Genomic DNA, 19681 nt, shown 5'->3' on the forward strand with positions numbered 1-19681 from the left:
AATTATAATTTCAACTATATACTCCTATATTTAATAAACTATTAATTTACTGAAGATATAAAAATAACCGATTAGAATTATAATCGGTTATTTGCAACTTCGTAATCATCCAAGCATGGCAAATCTAAATACAAAAAGTGCCGCCAGTATATATATTATAGGATGAACCTCTTTATACCTTCCTGTAACTACTTTAACTATTGGATAGAAAATTATTGCTGCTGCTATACCATTTGCTATACTATAACTAAATGGCATAAATGCTATAGCAAAGAAAGCAGGTAAAGCTTCTGTGAAGTCATCAAAATTTATTTTGGTAACTGCACTCATCATAAGTACTCCTACTAATATAAGCGCTGGTGCTGTAGCTTCCGTAGGAACTACTCCAACTAATCCTGAAAAGAATAATGAAAGTATGAATAGTATTCCAACCGTACAAGATGTAAGTCCAGTTCTTCCTCCTGCAGATACACCTGCTGTTGATTCAACATATGTATTAACAGTACTTGTACCAAGCATTGAACCTACAGTAGTTGCAATGGCATCTGAAAAAAGAGCCTTATGCATATTCTTAACTCTTCCATTTTTATCAACCATTCCAGCTTTTTCAGCTGTTCCAACTAGAGTTCCTATGGTATCAAACAAATCTACCAGAGTAAATGTTATTATTACCATAATCAAACTGCTGACAGCTCCTAAAGCTCCTGCCTTTCCAATGCCTAAAAGATCTTTAAAATCAAAGGCCATGAATGTAGGTGCCAAAGAAGGTGGTCTGCTTATTATATGTATTCCTGAAAGATGAGTTACTCCAAAAGGTATTCCTATTATAGTAGTAAGAATTATTCCTATAAGTATTGAGCCTCTAACCTTTCTCGCCATAAGTATTGATGTAATTAAGATTCCTATAATGGCCAACAATACATGAGGACTTGTAAACTTTCCAAAAGCCACCAATGTGGAAGCATCTGACACTACGATTCCTGCATTTTTCAATCCTATAAGAGCTATAAACAATCCAATACCACCTGATATGGCAAGTTTTAGATTATGTGGAAGTGCATCTACAATTTTTTCTCTTATAGATGTTACCGTAATTATTATGAAGATTATTCCTGAAACAAGTACTGCAGCCAATGCCTGCTGCCATCTGTATCCCATTCCAAGACATACACTATAAGTAAAAAATGCATTTAAACCCATTCCAGGTGCTTGTGCAAAAGGTAGATTAGCATTAAATGCCATAATGAAAGTTCCTATTGCTGCTGCTATACATGTTGCTGCAAATACTGATGCGACTACCGGATCATTAATTGCAGAAAGCCCTGCTTTAACAGCTGCTTCTCCCATAAGTCCTCTGGCATTCATTCCTGCTTGCATCAATATGCTGGGATTTACAAAAATTATATAGGCCATAGTTATAAAAGTCGTTATACCCGCTATAATTTCCGTTTTAACTGTAGTGTTGTTTTCTGAGAGCTTAAAAAAAGATTCTAAAAATGATTTCTTTTCTTGATTAGTTCCATTAGGTTTTTCCATATACAATTTTACCTCCAAATAAAAATTTCTAAGTTGAAATTCAAAAAATAAATTCCCCTTAGAATCCATGTTAACGGATTCACCTATAGTCAGAGATTTTTCGCTCTCTGGTAGAAACTCTTGAGCATACTATCAAGATTATATAGATGATAATCAATGAATATTAATAATTAATATCAAGTATAATATCATATAATGTATAAGTCAATACATTATTGTGAAAAAGGTTACTATTATTCTTATATATACCATACTATTACCAATTATTCTACAATATAATTCGTTTTAGTTGAAATTTTTTTATCTATTTTACAACACTTTCTATGATTTTCTTATGTTTTTCGTCAATCCCGTATATACTAAACACTTGATTATTTATTTTTCTTTCAATATTAAGCCTTTTATCATCTTTACTACATTTAATCATATTTTGAATTAAATTTTCTATATTCATCTGTTGATCTTTACTACATATTTTAATAGGTATTTTATCCAGATTATATTTTTTTACATGAGGCATTGAATTAGAATTCGTAATTAAAAAATTCATATAGTACCATTGTATTAATTTTGAATTCAATATTCCCAATATATATTCACTGGAAATATCTTCTCTATCAGGTATTATGCCATATAATGACTGCTCTATTACATATCCTGTGTTATCTAAGGCGGCTATTATACTCTTTCCGGTTTTTCTTACAACTACCTTGTTGTTATTCTTAAGTTTTTTTATATCTTTAGTTCCGCCTTTTATATTGCTATCAACAAACTCATAATAATAATTGCTCAATATGCTATATTTTTTTATATTTTCACCTTTTATTATTCTAATCTGATTTTTATTTTTTTTGATTTTAGTAATTAAACTTTTGATACCAATAAAACCTGTAAAAGTTATACATAAGCTTCCCAATTTAATACTATTATCTTCTATAATACTTTTTATACACTCATTTACAGGTTCTAAATCATGATAAAATTCCAAATTTGGATTTTTCATGTAATCAATCTGATTTACAAAATAGCTGCGCATATTATTAATTTCAATGGTACATTTATTTTTATTATTATAACTATTTTCTGTTATAAATATCATTGTATCTGTATTTATATTTGGAAATTTCATCTCAAATCCCAATCTAATTATATTATAGTTTCTCAATATATACTTCCTAAGATTTACATACTGAAGATTACTTGCAAATCTATCAGGAATTATAAATCCAATCCTTCCTTTTAGACTTACAACTTCAAATGATCTTTTTATAAAATATTCATATAAATTGGGAAGATATCTATCTCCCTGGTATTCTTTCATATAATAATCAATTAAATCTTTTTTTATATTATTCTTGAATTTTCTGCTTAAAGATACCCATGGTGGATTTCCAATTACATAGTCATATTTTCTTCTCCAGAATTTATTTATTCTAGAAGAATTCTTAATGTTAAAATATTTATCCCACTTTATAAGACTATTACAGCAAACTATATTATCGTCTAAATTCATCCTTGTTTTAGATACTGAATTCAAATTATATATGGTAAGTTCTACAGCTTTAGGATCTATATCCGATCCATATATACAATTTTTAAGTATATGATACTTTAAATTACAAATGTTCCAATATTCATTTCCATATACAATTTTCTGCCCATATGAAGTATATATTATATATGGTCTATGTGAAAATTTCAATTTAAGTTTTTCTAAATTCATGCTAAACTTGGAAAACAAAAGTTTGTATACATCTATTAAAAAATATCCACATCCACATGAAGGATCCAATATCTTTACAAATGGATTTTTTAAAACATCCAAATTATCCATTGTATACTTTAATATATAATCTATAATAAATGGAGGCGTATAAAAAGCTCCCTTTGTTTTACGTCCTTTTCTATCTAATGAATTTTCATATTCACATCCTAATAAATCTACACCTATCTCCATTACTAACTCTTTCCTAAAAATATTTTATAAGGATTTTACTGAAATCTGGACAATTTCAGATTTACTTCCAAGTCTTATAGGAGGGCCCCATGTACCAAATCCACAAGATACTATGCAGTTAAAACTACCATCTTTCAAATGTCCATAATCTATCTTAAATACTTTTCTTGTTATTAAATTATTAGGATACATTTGTCCTTTATGAGTATGTCCTGATAATTGAATATCCACCCCATATTTCTTGCAATTTTCTAGATCTAAAGGCTGATGATCGACAAGTATTACAGGTTTTTTCAAATCCAAGGTTTCCAGTAGTTCTTCTACTGTTTTCCTTGAAGCCTGTTTGCATATCTCACTGTATTTGTCATCTCTTCCAACTATATAAAATTTATCGTCTATGTTTTTTACAGTATCTTCTAGTAAGTTTATTTTCAATTTTTTATAAATTGGTCTTATATCATATGTATTTGAGCCAACATATTCATGATTTCCATATACAGCATATATTCCATATTTGCTCTTTACATTTTTAAAGTAGCTTAAAATATCATAACAATCATCCATGTTCATGTCATCATCAACTATATCCCCAGCTAAAATTAAAACATCTGAATCCATACAATTGATTCTGTCAACCATTGCTTTCAGTCTGTTTTTTCCCATTAATCTTCCAAGATGAATGTCTGACACCATTACAATATTCAGTTTATCAAATTCCTTAATATTTTTACTTAAATTTATATTATACTTGGTGACTTTTATCCGCCTTGCATTATATGTTCCCAATATTAAAATAAATGCTATTATACCTATAGCTATTAAATCCGAAATCATTATACAATCATAATATTTTATAATATTCAGCAAGATTAATATTCTTAAAATCCCAACTATAATTGCAGCCATTACAGCATATAATAATACAGCCATCCAATAAGATCCTATAAGATAAATAATCTTGTTAATTCTTTTAAATGGTATATTAGTTTTATATCTTTCAACTATAAAAGAAAAGGCAACTATAATAAATATAAACCAATATAAATACAAATTAATATTAGGCATAAAATATTTAACAATATTTAAAATTCTAAATCCTAAATATAAGTTAACAAAAGTATATACTGCAAAAAATACATTCCTGTTTAACATTAAATCACCTTATTACTTTTTTTAAAATTTAGTTTTTTAACTTCAATAAATAAAAATGCTGCTGTAAGTACAGAGGATACTATATCTGATACCGGTGCAGCTATCCACACTCCATTAAGTCCAAATATTTTTGGGAGTAGTATTATTAGTGGAATAAGAACTATAACCTGCCTTAATAATGCTAAAAACATGGATACCTTTGCCTTTCCTATGGCCTGAAAATAATTGGAGCTTACCACTTGAAATCCTACTATAGGGTACATAAGCATAAATATCTTTATTCCATTTACAGTTATTTTAGTAAGATTCATATCAAATTTGTTAAAAAGTGAAACTAGTACATATGGGAAAATATGAACACTCAGTGCCCCTGCTGTAGATATAACTGTTCCTGCTATAATAGCAAGTTTTAATGCTTCCTTTACACGATTATACAGCTTTGCCCCATAATTAAATCCAATTATAGGCTGTGATCCTTGGTTAATCCCAAATATAGGCATTAAGACTATAGTAGCTATACCATTAATTATACCCATAGCTCCTATAGCTAAATCTCCTCCATATATACCTAGGCTTCTATTTAATATTATATTGACAAGACTTGCTGCAAGCTGCATGGCAAAAGGAGCCATTCCTATGGAAAATATACTCTTAACCAAATCTTTTTTAAGTACCAGATTGTTTTTTCTTATTTTAAGCATACTGTTTCCCTTAAAAAAATAATAAAGCACCCAAATCATATTTATAGCCTGTGATATAACCGTAGCTACAGCTGCCCCTCTTATACCAAACTTTAAAATATATATAAACACAAAATCCAATACTATATTTGAAACCGCACCTATGAGCATAGTAGACATTGCCTTTTTAGGATTTCCTTCTGATCGTATTATATTGTTCAATCCAAATCCTATAACTTGAAATATTGAACCAGCAAGCAGTATTACAATAAACTGTTTAGCATATTCCATAGTATTATTAGTTGCTCCAAAAGATGTGAGCATAGGCTCTAAAAATACAAGTCCAAAAAATGTTACTATTATTCCAACCACAATTAAAAGTACAAGTGCATTTCCCAATATATTTTCTGCTTCATCTTTTTTATTCTGCCCAAGCCTTATAGAAATAGTAGCTGCAGATCCAATACCAACCAGCATGGAAAATGCCATTATAATTATCACTATAGGGAAAGTCAAACTAACCCCTGATATTGCCATAGCTCCTACTACCCTTCCTATAAACATCCTGTCTATAACAATATACAAAGAATTAACCAGCATACCAACAATAGCCGGTATAGAAAATTCCAAAAGTAGTTTGCTTACTTTCTCATCTTTCAATTTAATTGAACGTTCCAATTCAAGTCCACCTCCTAATCATAAATAAAAAGTACTTTCACATCAAATAATTATAACATAAAGATTTTAATCAGTAACATCTAATAAACAAAATTGTCATAACTAGTTAACATTTCTGACATGGTAATGTAACAAAACATGTCTATGATATAATTATAAAGTGTATTGATAATCAAAAGGGGGTACTCACATGGAACCAAAAAATAATTTTTTAAATCACAAATTCAAAGGTAAAAAGTTTTTATCCTATATAGCAGTAGCTATAATTTCAAGTTTAATTGGAGGAAGCATATGTGCAGCTACATTTTTATATATTGTTCCAAATACAAATTTTTTCAAGAATACACCACTTTATGAAAATATAAAAGCTAATGCTATTTCAAATCAAGCTACTACAAAATCATCACAGCAGGCCTCTCCAATATCTACTTCTAATGGAACTGGTCTCACTACAGCAGAAATAGCAAAAAAAGTCAGTCCCGCAGTTGTAGGTGTATCAGTTAAATCCATAGTTCAAAATGATTCTTTCAGTAATTCTTTTGGATATTCAGATGATAATGACAGTGGAACAAGTGAACAGGATGGAATGGGGTCAGGAATAATAATAAATTCTGATGGATATATACTTACAAATTACCATGTAGTACAAAATGCTCAAAGTATAAATGTAATATTAACCAATAAAAAACAGGTGTCAGCAAAATTAGTAAATTATGATTCAAATCAGGATTTAGCTGTAATAAAGGTTACATCCAAAACTACAATGCCTGCTATAGCAGAACTGGGAGATTCCTCTAAGGTTGAGGTAGGAGATCCCGTTGTAGCTATTGGAAATCCTTTAGGTACAGAACTGCTTGGTTCTGTAACAAGTGGAATCATAAGTGCTACAAATAGAGCCATTTCAGTAGGAAATACTAAACAAAGCTTTTTACAAACTGATGCGGCTATAAATCCAGGTAACAGTGGTGGTGCACTAGTTAATTCAATGGGGCAGGTAATTGGTATAAATTCTGCTAAAATAGGTGGAAGCGGTGTTGAAGGTATAGGTTTTGCAATTCCAATAAATACAGTAAAATCAAAATTAAGCGGTCTTTTAAAACCGTTTCTTAAATTAGGGATTGCAGGCAGAGAGATTGATTCTACACTATCACAACAATATGGTATTCCAAAAGGTGTGTATGTAGTAGAAGTTGAAGAATTCAGCTCTGCTGAGAAGGCCGGTATAAAAGTTGGAGATATAATACAAAAATTTGATGGAAAAAGTATAAGCTCGGTAAATGATATAAATACATTAAAATCCAAACATAAATCTGGAGATGTTATTTCAATAGTAGTATCAAGAAACAATTCAACAAAAACGTTAAGTTTAACACTAACAGAATAAAATAAAAACTGTTCTATTCAATCATTGAATAGAACAGTTTTTATTTTTTCTTATAATTATTATAAAAAATATTATACTACATAATATTCCCAGTAAACTCACAAGCTGTGCAACTCTTATTGGACCCAACATCAGACTATCCGTTCTAAGTCCTTCAATAAAGAATCTTCCAAGAGAATACAATCCTATATATCCAAATATAACAGTTCCCCTTGGATGATTTCTTCTAAAAACATATACCAGTATAACACATACTATCATATCCCATATAGATTCATACAAAAAAGTGGGATGATAATAAATGTCTCCTATATGCATGCCTTTCTGTATAAACATAGGAAATTTACTTATAAATTCATAACTTACCTGTCTCCCATGAGCTTCTCCATTAAAAAAATTTCCCCATCTTCCAATAGATTGGGCAAGTATTATAGATGGTGCAACCAAATCCGCTACTTTTATAAAGTCTTTGTTTTTACAGCAAGTATATATATACACAGCTGCAAGGCCCAATATAACTCCACCATGTATTGCAAGACCTCCCTGCCTTATATTAAATATATCAATAGGATTATACATGTAATCTCTAAATTGGAATATAACATAATAAAGTCTTGCTCCTACTATTCCAAACGGAAAAGCTATTAAAAAAATATCTACAATCAAATCAAAACTATAGTTCTTCTTTTTACAATTAAAATTAGCTAGAATCAAAGCTGCCATAACTCCCATAGCTATGATTATTCCATACCATCTAACTTGAAAATTGCCAATAGAAAAGGCTATTGGATTCATATATGTCACATCCTCTGCTAAAGCATAGCCTTATTATATCAATTCACAATTCAATTTACAATTCATCATTAGAAATTAAATGGAGTTGAATATGAGAAGAACTGCCATTCCTATAAGTATGGCTGCTACTATACAGGCCCTTATATTTATAAATAAATTGTTTTTATATTCCCCCATCAGCTCTTTTTTATTAGTTAACATTACTAAAAATATAAGAATTGGAGCCATAAGAAATCCACCTATGACTTGAGCCAAAAGTGTTATATAGTTCAAGTGTAAATTAGGTATTAGAACTATACAGGCTGCTATAACGACACTTCCTATATATACTCCATAAAACTTTGAAGCCTCGGACAATTTTGAATTCAGACTTTGCTTCCATCCAAAAGCTTCAGATACACACCACGTAGTGGATAATGATATAGTAATAGCTGCCATAAATCCCGCATTAAATAGACCTATTCCAAACAAAATGCCTGCCGTCCTACCCATATGACTGCTAAAGGTAAGTATAAGTTGTGCAGGGCCAAGTGTCTCTATATTATTTACTTGTCCAAAAAGTGCTGCGCCAGAAATAATAACGCAAGCTGCAATTACTACCTGTACTATACATCCTATAGTTGTATCTATACGTCCCAATCTAATATGGTCTTTAACAATTCCTTTATCTATACACGCATTTCCCTGAAAGAATATCATCCATGGAGCTACTGCATTACCTATTATAGCTACTATATACCAAAACAGATTTTGGCTTTCCTTTGGATAATTCCACGCTATAAATGTATATGCTATATTTTTAATGCTGGGATGAGTCATGAATGCAATTATAATAAAAACGATATTAAAAAATCCAATAAACAATGTAAGCCTTTCCTTGGTCCAATATCCTGCCATAGTAATAACTGACAGCACAAGTACAAGACTTATTAAAACACTGACCCACATAGGAAGTCCAAGTACAACCAATCCTGCAGACATACCTATGAATTCTGTAGTCAGCATAAGTATATTTTCCATGCATATGGTTGTAATATGATACTTTATCCATAAATTTCCATAATACTTTTTAATAAGACTTGTAAAACCTGTTTGTGTTACAACACTAAGTCGCATTGACATTTCTTGAACAGTATAAGTAATTATTACCAGACAAATTGAAAGAGGTATAAAAAGGCTTATTCCAAATTTCATACCTGTTACAGAATATGAAATTAGTCCTCCTGCATCATTATCACCTATAGCCGCCAAAAAACCAGGGCCAATAAGTGCCCATAAAAACAATAATTTGTTTTTCATACCCTTTGTATCATTATCAACAATATCATCAAATTTAATATTTTTCTTTTCCAAATTTTCCTGTAACTCACTCACTTTTGCCATCTCCATTCAGTAAAAGTTTTTTGTTTTATCGCTAATATATACTATACAAAAACATCAAAATTGTTTCTTATATATCAAATTAATATTGAAATTATCTCAATATTCTTATATATAAAGCATATAATATATTGATAACATTTTATGGAGATGTTCATTGTGGATGGAAATTTCAAAAAGTCTCAATTGGGAGATACTTTAAAGATTCTTTTAAAGGATAATTCAATGTCAATGAGAAAATTAAGCAAGCTCACAGGTATAGATACTGCAACAATTTCTAGAATCATAAATGGTAAGCAATCTGCGAATATAAATCATATTGAAAAATTTTCAAAGTATCTTAATATACCTATGGAAATTTTACTAAGGTCTGCTGGATACGATATAGGTAATAATGAAGAAAACTCCTCTCAAATATTAAAAACCATAAACTCATTGAATTATAAATGTGATATAAAAAAAATAAAAGAAGAATTAAATAAATATGAACAATATGCCCTTACAGACGAAGGCAAAAACATAATATATAAAAATTTCAATAAAAAAATAGCCAGTATCAATGGAAGTGGATTTTTCGTAGAAAAGCTAAAAAATATGTACAATCAATTTTTAAGGAAGGATATTTCTGAAGAAATACGGCCAATAATTGGCAGTGGCTTACTATATTTTATACTTTCTACAGATATCATACCAGATTATGTATTTCCTATTGGATATATAGATGATATCACTGCTTTAAAATTAGTGGAAAAACGACTCAACAGTTTATAAAACTAGTTCTGTATTATATTTTGTACTATATATTTTGTACTATATATTTTATCAAATAATTTCAATAATAAAAATAAAAGTTCTAGAATTAACTAGAACCTTTATTAAAGAAGTTTTTGAGCGGAGAATTATTGCTACGTTTACATTATATACAATTATGTAATTTATTTCAATATATAGAATAAGTTTGTTGTATAGATATGCTTCTTTTTTCAACATGATTAAGATTAGTATGACAAAATTAAAAACACTAAGCTATAAAGCCAGTGTTTTCAATGTACGACCAAACCTGTAAGCCGAGTTCTGTATTAGACAATCATCTATCTAGACCTATTGTTACCAATAGATTCAAGCGATACTACCCGAAAGCGAAGCGGGCCACCTCTTTATGCTTTCCTATTCGATCTTGCTCCAGATGGGGTTTACATAGCCGCAAAGTCACCCTTGCGCTGGTGAGCTCTTACCTCGCCTTTCCACCTTTACCGAAAAAAATTCGGAAGTATATCTCTGTTGCACTTTCCTTCAAGTCACCCTGACTGGGAGTTACCCAGCACCCTGCCCTGTGGAGCTCGGACTTTCCTCTCCTGCATATAATGCAGCAGTGATTGTCTGGTTTACTCGCAAGTAAAATCATAACATACTTTTTTATAATTTACAACGATTTTTTTCTATAGTGAATTATCCTGCCACAATTATCACAATAAACTATTTCTTTATCTTTCTTTACATTGTCTATAGTAATAGCAGATACTTTCATAAGGCATCCAAGGCAAACTCCATTATCTGATAGTTTTGCCGCACCAGTTCCTTTTATTCGTGATATTTCATTGAATTTTTCAAGAAGACTTTTAGGTACCTGTTTTTCCAAAGCAATTATTCTGTTTTTGGAACTCTCTATATCCTTATTATTCTTTAATAAAATTCCTTTGTTGTTTTCTCTATACTCATAAAAATTATCTCTAAGTTCAACTAATTCTTTTCTTATATCAGATTTTTTCTTTTTAAGATCATCTTCTTTATATAATAACTTTAAACTTTTATCTTCCATATCCTTAACTTCTTCTTTTTTGGCATCAATAGACTTTTCCAAACTTTTTATTAATTTTAAATCATATTTAAAGTTACTGTATAACTTACCTTCTTTTTGCTCTATTTCCTTTTTTAATCCATCCAATTTTAAACTTATAATTTCTATATCTCTCTTATTATTTTTTATATTCAAATCCAATTTCATATAAATTTTTTTCTTATTTTCAAACTCTGATCTAATTTTCTTCATGTAACTGATATTTGTACCATCTTTTATTGCTTTTTCTCTATTTTTTATAATTCCTTTATTTTCTTGAATCTCAATTAATAAATCTAACATATAAACTCCTCCTATAAACTACTTATTTATTAAAATGTATTATTCGATAAAAAAAGTAGAAATGAATATATTAATACTCACTTCTACTTATATTTATAAGGATCTATATTAACTTTTGATAAAATAACATTATTTTTAAATCCCATAGATTCTATTCTATTCTTCAAATAATTTGATACTACACAAATAGAAGGCCATTCAGTTCCAAAATGACCTGCATCTATGACAGCTATGCCCTGTTCATTGAAATCACTTACATAGTGATAAGTAGTATCCCCTGTTATAATGCAATCTGCGCCTAACTTTTTAGCAAGATTGAAGTAATCTTGACCACTTCCATTTATAACTGCTATATTCTTTATTACTTTTTTATCTTGTCCTGAATACCTTAAATATTTCAATCCAAGTTTTTCCTTTACTTTATTACAAAGCTCATCCAGCCTAATAGGGTTGGGAATTTCAGCGATTCTTCCTATACCTGAATTACTGCCAAAACTATCTTCATTACTTGAATGTTCCATAATACGAATATATTTAAAGTCAAGAATCTGCATAATTATATCATTCATTCCACCTAATGTAGAATCCAAATTTGTATGACTTGAATAAACATTTATATCATTCTTAACAAGTTCTATTATTTTTCTACCAAGTAAAGTATCGGTAGTTATTGACTTTGGCTTTTTAAATAGCAATGGGTGATGTGTGAAAATCATATTGCAACTGTTTAACTTTGCCTCTTCAATTACATCCAAAGTACAGTCCAATGCCATTAGAATAGATGTAACTTCACTTTTCATATCACCTACCATAAGTCCAACAGTATCATAGCTTTCCTTAAGCTTTGAAGGTGCATATTGTTCCATTATTGTATCTATATCCTTAACTATTAGAGGCATTCAATCAACTCCTGTAATCTAAGTATCTTATTCTCTATATTTATTTTCCTTTTTTTTGCTAAATTTCCATTTTCTTTAATGTAATTTAATATAGTCCTGTATTTATCTATTTTTTTGTTTATAAACCTATTAACAAGTGGATGCTTCTTTTCTATTAATCTTTCCCCAACTTCATAAAATATAGTATCTATATTCCTCTTATTTTTATCATATTTTACTTTTATTATCTCATAAAATATATTTTCGTCAATACATAGTTCTTCATCAACTATGGTAAATCCCATTATATATATATATTCTCTTAGAACTTCCGGATTTTGTACTGGCTGAAGTATTAAAGTATTCACACTTTTAAAAATGCTTATATTTTCGTCTATTATATCTCTTATGAGATTTCCACCCATTCCTGCAATTATAATTTCCTGTACTTCACCAGGTTTTATAGTGTTAAGTCCACTGCCAAGTCTACATTCTATTTTATTCTGGAGCTCTTCATTTCTAATATTAATTTCCGCTTTTCTTATAGGTCCCTTATTTATGTCTGAAGCTATTGCCCTGTTGCATATATTGTTTTTAACAAGATATATTGGAATATAGCCATGATCTGTTCCTATATCAGCTGCACAATCACAATTATTTACCATATTGCAAATAGCTTTTAATCTTGAACTAAGCTGCATTTATCTTCTCCATTTCTAATGATTTTAAAATAAAGCAAATATCCTGAATTGGTTTATTAAAAACAATAACGTTATTATCAATGCTATGTAAATAAATTTATAAGAAGATTTTTTATCATATTTTCCAAATAGGGCACCTGCATAATACATGCAAAACAACACAGCCATATTGAGCAAGCCATATGTCATTTGCTTAAATGCAAACTGTTTTCCGGTTCCAAATTTATATGGTGTAAAATCAGTATTAAAATTAAGCGGCATTCTATCTGGAATTTTATTTGTCAAATACATTATTATAGGATTAAGTGTAATTATCAATGCTAAAATTGCTGTAATAATAAATAATATAAAAAACCTTTTATCTTTATGAAAATTTATATTTTTATTTGAAGCAACAGTCCATGATGAATTTTCTATGCCCTTATTTTTAAGTTCATTTTCAAATTCATCAAATTTTTCAGGAGAAACTGCATAATTCATATTAGGAGTATTCAGATAAATTACGCTTTTGGTAGAAGTAACAAACATATATGTAGTACCTATCTTATCTACAAATGATTTTCCAATATTAAAACTATTTTTTCCATGTCCTGATAACTTGACACCTTTTATTGGTCCATGGGATTTTTGATAGGCCTTAATTGATTCAAATGCTATTTTTTCCTTTTTTAAGCCTAAAGCAGTATTTATATATATATTATCCCCATCCATGGAATAATTTAAAGTTCTACATATAACCATATAATATATTTGATATATATTATATACAATCAAAGCTAGTTTTATCAAATTAGATAATTCATAGGAATCTATGAATTTATATATTAATATAAAAATCACGTCATATAAAATTGTGATTCCTAAAATTGAATACATTCCTATACCCTTTAAAGATTTATAATTTTTCACATCATCACCTTCCCAGATATAATTATAACACAAGTTGTATTTTGAAATAATTAATTGTATAAAAAGCACCTGTGTAGGGTGCTTTTAGTCTAAATAATCCTTTAATTTTTTACTTCTGCTTGGATGTCTTAATTTTCTAAGTGCCTTTGCTTCAATCTGTCTTATTCTTTCCCTTGTAACATTAAATTCTTTTCCAACTTCTTCTAGAGTTCTAGCCCTTCCATCATCAAGACCAAATCTCAGTCTAAGTACTTTTTCTTCTCTAGGCGTTAATGTGTCGAGTACATTTATAAGTTGTTCTTTGAGCATAGTAAATGCAGCAGCTTCAGCTGGTGCAGGTGCTTCATCATCTGGTATGAAATCTCCAAGATGGCTATCTTCTTCTTCACCAATAGGTGTTTCCAAAGATACAGGTTCCTGAGCTATCTTCATTATTTCTCTCACCTTATCTACAGGCATTTCCATTATCTTTGCCACTTCCTCAGGTTGAGGCTCTCTTCCAAGTTCCTGTAGAAGTTGTCTTGAAACTCTTATAAGTTTATTTATAGTTTCTACCATATGTACTGGTATTCTTATAGTTCTTGCCTGATCTGCAATAGCTCTCGTTATAGCCTGCCTTATCCACCATGTAGCATAGGTACTAAATTTAAATCCTTTCCTATAATTAAATTTCTCAACAGCTTTGATAAGTCCTAAATTTCCTTCCTGAATCAGATCTAGAAATAACATTCCTCTTCCTACATATCTTTTTGCTATGCTGACAACCAATCTTAAATTAGCTTCTGCCAATTTTTTCTTTGCAATTTGATCTCCATTTTCAATTTTCTGTGCAAGATCCACTTCTTCTTCTGGAAGAAGCAATGGCACTTTTCCTATTTCTTTTAAATACATCCTAACAGGATCATCTATAGCAATTCCCTCTGGTACAGATAGATCTAAATTTTTGTTCTCTGCCGCTTCTTCATGAACATCTCCTATTACCTCAATGCCCATGGATTCAAGTACCTCATATATTTTTTCTATCTGTTCAGGAGTTAATTCAATTTCTTCTAATTCGTTCATTATCTCTTTGTAAGTTAGGCTGTTACTTTTTTTACCTTTTTCAATAAGTTTTTTGACTACATGCATTTTCGAATCTTTATCCTTCATTTTTTTGCCTCCCTTAACCATTACTGTAATTCACCAATCCTTTTTTTGAATTTTAATAAGCTGTTTTGCTAGTTCAAGTGATTCCTCAAGTCTTCCTTCAGCTTCACACTTTTTTATTTCTCTTATAATATGTGTTTTTCTCTGCTCAAATTCATGTTTTTTTATACTATTTACGAAACTATCTATCATATACTTATAGTTATAATCTTCAGTTAAAAACTTAGACTCCAAAATATTAACCCACTCTTTAGATGTATTTAAATCAGTACATTTAGATTCTACGTTAATTTCTCTATTATGTCTGTCGTAATCTATGCTTTCAATAATATATGTATATATCTTTTTGTGACTGTCAAGCAACAATTCATCTTCCTGTATAATATCCTGTGCATACTTCAATGCATCATTGTTTTCAAATATTAATTTCAACAAACATCGTTCTGCCTTTAAATATGCTGGTTCTAAATATAATTTTTGTCCAAAAGACTCATCTATATTCATCTTTTCATCTTTTTTTGCATTTTTTTGAATATTGCCATTCAACATGTCGTAAAGTGCCTGAATTCTAACTCCTGTTTCTTCAGATAATTTTTTTATATACATTTCTCTTTCAATAGGATCTAATTCAGATATAACTTTTAAAACTTGTTCTACGTATTTTATTCCATTTTCAGGATTATCTAATTTTAGACCTTTTTTAATGCTCTGAATTCTATAGTCTGTAAGTGGAAGAGATTTTTGGACTAAATCCAGAAATTTTTTCTTCCCATTATTTCTCACAAATTCATCTGGATCTTTTCCTTGGGGAATCAATAACACTCTGACATCCAAGCCAACACTTCTCAATATATTCAATCCCCTTAAAGTAGCCATTTGGCCTGCAGTATCTGCATCATATGCTATAATAACTTTATCCGCATATCTTTTAATAAGTTTTGCCTGACCAACGGTAAGTGCAGTTCCCAAAGATGCAACTACATTTGTAATACCATATTGATGAAGTGATATGCAATCCATATAACCTTCTACCATAATAAATATTCTCGAAGTATTATCTTTTATTGCAAAGTTCAATCCATATAAATTGGTTCCCTTTTTAAATAAAGCAGTTTCTGGTGAATTCAGATATTTAGGTTTTGAATCATCAAGTACTCTTCCGCCAAAACCTATTACTCTTCCTCTATAATCAAATACGGGAAAAATTATTCTATTTCTGAATCTATCATAATAATTTCCATTTTTACTCTTTATTATAAGTCCATTTGAAATCATATCTAATTCGGTAATTTTTTTGTCCTTTAAATGTCTTATTAAAGAATTCCAGCTGTCTAAAGAATATCCAAGTCCAAATTTTCTAATAGTATTCAAGCTTATCCCCCTATTCAGAAGATACTCTTTGGCAATCTTATTACTACTTAAACAGTAAAAAAAATATCTAGCAGCTTCTATATTTACTTTATACAATTTTTCAAAACTATTTCTTCTGTTTTTATTTTTTTCTCCATTAAAGTCTATATCTATGTTTGCCCTATCAGCCAGTACTGCAATAGCCTCAGGAAAACTCAGATTATTTGTTTTCATGACAAATGTTATTACATTGCCTGCCTCTCCACAACCAAAGCATTTATATATCTGTTTATCCTGAGACACACTAAAGGACGGAGTCTTCTCATGATGAAATGGACATAAGCCCATATAATTCCTTCCAGACCTTTTTAATTTTACACTTTCAGATATTACATCAACTATATCATTTTCATCCTTTATTCTCTGAATGACATCTTCCGATATCACAAAGCAACTCCCACCTATCTAAAATTATTATACCAAGTTTAAATATATTCGACATAACTCACTATATTCCTTCTAAATATCTATTTTTTTTATATTTAACTTTATTAATCTACTATATATATTCTTTAAAAATATTAAATATCCTTCAATAAATATTTAATATTTATTGTATTCATATATATTCTACCCATATAATATAACAAATTATTCCTAATATTTGATAATTTTAGGAATATATATATCATTAAACAACATGAGACAGTAATCATCGCTCATACCTGATATATAGTCGGCTACACCTCTTGATAGATTTTCTTCCTCAACTACATTTCTATATAATTCAGGCATCTTATTGGGATTATTATAAAAATAGTCAAACACTTTTTTTAAAACAAATTTAGCCTTTTCTCTTTCTTCCTTCAACACTTTCCCTAGATATATTTCCCTAAACATAAAATTTCTTAAAATATTTAAAGCTTTAAATATTCTTTCACTTAAGGAAACTTTTATTATTCCATTTTTAATATTTTCTATAGTTGTATAAATACAATCTTTCACTAAAGTATCTATTCTATCACTGCTGGTTTTTCCAAGAATTTTTACAGAATAAGCTGGTAATTGATCATTTTTCAGGATTCCAGCTCTAATGGAATCCTCTATATCATGATTTACATAAGCAATTTTATCACTATATTTAACTACCTGACCTTCTAAGGTAAATGCATCCGTTTTAGAAGTTGTAAATCCGCTGTGATTCAACACTCCATCAAGTACTTCCCTCGTTAAATTAAGTCCTCTACCGCCTTTTTCTATTTTAGTCAAAACTCTTACACTATTTACATTGTGCTTAAACCCTCCCGGCAGTATTTTATTTAACACATCTTCTCCACTGTGTGCAAATGGTACATGTCCAATATCATGCGCCATAGCTATTGCTTCTATTAAATCTTCATTTAATCCAATTGCTTTTCCTATGGTTTTTCCAATCTGATTTACTTCCAATGTATGAGTTAATCTTGTTCTATAGTGATCACCAAAAGTCCTTATATAGACTTGAGTTTTATGTTTAAGTCTTCTAAAAGATTTACTGTGTATTATCCTGTCCCTATCTTTCATAAATACAGTTCTTATAAGATCTTTTTCTTCTTCTATATATCTGCCTTTTGTTTTAGATGAAAATGTTGCCTGAGGTATTAATATTGATTTTTCTTTCTGTTCTATTTTCTGTCTTATAAGCATATATATCACCTCAAATTATTAATTCTATTTTACTTTTAAAAATTCCTTTTAATGATAATGTATAATGTAAAAAAATATTTAATACTATTATAAAGAAGTATTTTTTAAGGGGTATGGTAAATGAATAAAAATATAAATCTATTATCTGAAGAAAATGTGAAACAACATGTACTTCCCCACTACAATCTTCAAGATGCTAGTTTAAGTAGAATAAAACTCAAGGACACTGACAAACAAAGAGCTGTATACAAAATTGATTGTGGAGATAAACGTTACTGTTTAAAAAAAGTATATTTTGATGAATCGGAATTATTATTTGTATATTCAGCTGTAGAATGGCTTTATAGAAATAATATAAATGTCCCTAGAATACTATCCACGATTGAGGATGGTAGATTTGTCAAATATGAAGGTATGTTGTTCATACTTACGCCGTGGATATTGGGGGAAAAATGTAATTATGACAATAAAGAGCATATAATATCTGCAACTATAAATTTGTCAAAAATGCATAGATACTGTAAAAACTTTAGTGCAATTTCTGGAAGCATAAATAGACAAAATTTTAATTGCATACATTTATCTTTTGAGAAACACCTTGCTCAACTTGTAAATTCCTCAAATTTAGCCTTCAAAAGTCAGGATAACTTTTCTAATTTATTTTTAGACAATTTTGAAATAAACTACATGCTGGCTGAAATGTCCACTAAAATATCTCAAAGTATAAATTATAATAATTTACATTCATCATTATGTCATTTAGATTATGTAAATAAGAACATAATATTCGATAGTCAAAAAAACATTTGGATAATCGACTTTGATAAATGTACATTAGCTTATTGTTCTCATGATATATCCTATTTTTTGAGAAGATTTTTAAAAAGATCAAATACAAATTGGAATCTTAAAATAGGCCTGCATTGTCTTGAATTGTATGAAGAAATTTTTCCTCTGAATCTAGATGACTATAAATATATTATATCTTATTTGGCATTTCCTCAGAAATTTTGGAAAATATCCAGAGATTACTATAACAATATAACTAAATGCAATCATAAATCTTTTTTCTATTTGCTAAAAAAAGCATCTAACAATAATGTAAATCAAATGAATTTTATTATAAACTTGGGAAGATATGTGGAAAAAAAATTTAATACCAAGATAACATAAAGGCTGGAGCATTGTACTCCAGCCTTGTTTTCTATTAAAGTATAAATATTAAAATCAAAGATTTGGGTTCGCTTTTTTAACTGAAACTCCTGCTCCATTCTGTCACATGAGTAAGCGACTCACACCAAATCAAAGA

16 protein-coding genes, 1 other RNA gene and 1 riboswitch are annotated in these 19681 nt (G+C 29.3%); of the genes, 3 read left to right on the forward strand and 14 right to left on the reverse strand.

Features of this window, described 5'->3' with window-relative positions; translation table 11 throughout:
• Positions 1-105: 105 nt before the first annotated feature.
• From KM800_RS08375 to KM800_RS08390, 4 genes are all read right to left on the reverse strand, one after another.
• A complete protein-coding gene (locus tag KM800_RS08375) occupies positions 106-1542 on the reverse strand; it encodes an NCS2 family permease (protein WP_419195464.1) in 1437 nt (478 codons plus the stop codon).
• 60 nt (positions 1543-1602) lie between these two features.
• Positions 1603-1702, reverse strand: a riboswitch (purine riboswitch).
• Positions 1703-1840: 138 nt separating this feature from the next.
• Complete coding sequence (locus KM800_RS08380) at positions 1841-3493, reverse strand: TaqI-like C-terminal specificity domain-containing protein (RefSeq protein ID WP_217812664.1); 1653 nt, start codon at positions 3491-3493, stop codon at positions 1841-1843.
• 24 nt (positions 3494-3517) lie between these two features.
• Positions 3518-4423 carry a metallophosphoesterase gene (locus KM800_RS08385; protein ID WP_254906501.1) on the reverse strand — a complete coding sequence of 302 codons (906 nt, stop codon included), beginning with the start codon at positions 4421-4423 and terminating at the stop codon, positions 3518-3520.
• Positions 4424-4644: 221 nt separating this feature from the next.
• The gene (locus KM800_RS08390) at positions 4645-6003 is read right to left on the reverse strand and encodes an MATE family efflux transporter (protein ID WP_217812666.1); all 1359 of its coding nucleotides are present in this window, start codon (positions 6001-6003) and stop codon (positions 4645-4647) included.
• 190 nt (positions 6004-6193) lie between these two features.
• On the opposite strand from KM800_RS08390, the gene KM800_RS08395 reads away from it, so the two are divergent.
• Positions 6194-7387, forward strand: a complete 1194-nt coding sequence (locus tag KM800_RS08395; RefSeq protein ID WP_217812667.1) for a S1C family serine protease — start codon at positions 6194-6196, stop codon at positions 7385-7387.
• Positions 7388-7408: 21 nt separating this feature from the next.
• On the opposite strand, the gene lgt is transcribed toward KM800_RS08395, so the two are convergent.
• Together lgt and KM800_RS08405 are read right to left on the reverse strand one after the other, a co-directional pair.
• Positions 7409-8182 (reverse strand): prolipoprotein diacylglyceryl transferase, encoded by a 774-nt coding sequence (gene lgt, locus KM800_RS08400; protein WP_217812668.1) that lies wholly within the window; start codon positions 8180-8182, stop codon positions 7409-7411.
• A gap of 75 nt (positions 8183-8257) precedes the next feature.
• Complete coding sequence (locus tag KM800_RS08405) at positions 8258-9565, reverse strand: NRAMP family divalent metal transporter (protein WP_254906502.1); 1308 nt, start codon at positions 9563-9565, stop codon at positions 8258-8260.
• Between the two features lie 156 nt (positions 9566-9721).
• On the opposite strand from KM800_RS08405, the gene KM800_RS08410 reads away from it, so the two are divergent.
• Positions 9722-10333, forward strand: coding sequence for a helix-turn-helix domain-containing protein (locus KM800_RS08410; RefSeq protein WP_217812670.1), 612 nt, complete (start codon positions 9722-9724; stop codon positions 10331-10333).
• 276 nt (positions 10334-10609) lie between these two features.
• Here the strand turns inward: KM800_RS08410 and rnpB are convergent.
• The 8 genes from rnpB to KM800_RS08450 all read right to left on the reverse strand — a co-directional run bounded on the left by rnpB (position 10610) and on the right by KM800_RS08450 (position 18372).
• An RNA gene (rnpB, locus tag KM800_RS08415) (RNase P RNA component class A) lies at positions 10610-10954 on the reverse strand.
• Positions 10955-10985: 31 nt separating this feature from the next.
• The gene (locus tag KM800_RS08420; protein WP_217812671.1) at positions 10986-11702 is read right to left on the reverse strand and encodes a zinc ribbon domain-containing protein; all 717 of its coding nucleotides are present in this window, start codon (positions 11700-11702) and stop codon (positions 10986-10988) included.
• 83 nt (positions 11703-11785) lie between these two features.
• On the reverse strand, positions 11786-12601 hold the full coding sequence (locus KM800_RS08425; protein WP_217812672.1) for a Nif3-like dinuclear metal center hexameric protein: 816 nt from the start codon (positions 12599-12601) through the stop codon (positions 11786-11788).
• Complete coding sequence (locus tag KM800_RS08430) at positions 12592-13281, reverse strand: tRNA (adenine(22)-N(1))-methyltransferase (RefSeq protein ID WP_217812673.1); 690 nt, start codon at positions 13279-13281, stop codon at positions 12592-12594. The genes KM800_RS08425 and KM800_RS08430 overlap by 10 nt, the downstream gene beginning before the upstream one ends.
• 24 nt (positions 13282-13305) lie before the next feature.
• Positions 13306-14190, reverse strand: a complete 885-nt coding sequence (locus KM800_RS08435) for a PH domain-containing protein (protein ID WP_217812674.1) — start codon at positions 14188-14190, stop codon at positions 13306-13308.
• 84 nt (positions 14191-14274) lie between these two features.
• On the reverse strand, positions 14275-15339 hold the full coding sequence (rpoD, locus tag KM800_RS08440; RefSeq protein WP_217812675.1) for an RNA polymerase sigma factor RpoD: 1065 nt from the start codon (positions 15337-15339) through the stop codon (positions 14275-14277).
• Positions 15340-15369: 30 nt separating this feature from the next.
• Entirely contained in the window at positions 15370-17133 is a 1764-nt protein-coding gene (gene dnaG / locus KM800_RS08445; RefSeq protein ID WP_217812676.1) for a DNA primase, read from the reverse strand.
• Between the two features lie 210 nt (positions 17134-17343).
• Positions 17344-18372: a deoxyguanosinetriphosphate triphosphohydrolase gene (locus tag KM800_RS08450; protein WP_217812677.1), complete on the reverse strand. Its 1029-nt coding sequence runs from the start codon at positions 18370-18372 to the stop codon at positions 17344-17346.
• Between the two features lie 120 nt (positions 18373-18492).
• Between KM800_RS08450 and KM800_RS08455 the strand changes: the two genes are divergently transcribed.
• Positions 18493-19545 (forward strand): CotS family spore coat protein, encoded by a 1053-nt coding sequence (locus tag KM800_RS08455; RefSeq protein WP_217812678.1) that lies wholly within the window; start codon positions 18493-18495, stop codon positions 19543-19545.
• Positions 19546-19681 lie beyond the last annotated feature (136 nt).

The sequence above is a fragment of the Clostridium tyrobutyricum genome, from assembly GCF_019144085.1.
Lineage (GTDB): Bacteria > Bacillota > Clostridia > Clostridiales > Clostridiaceae > Clostridium_B > Clostridium_B tyrobutyricum_A.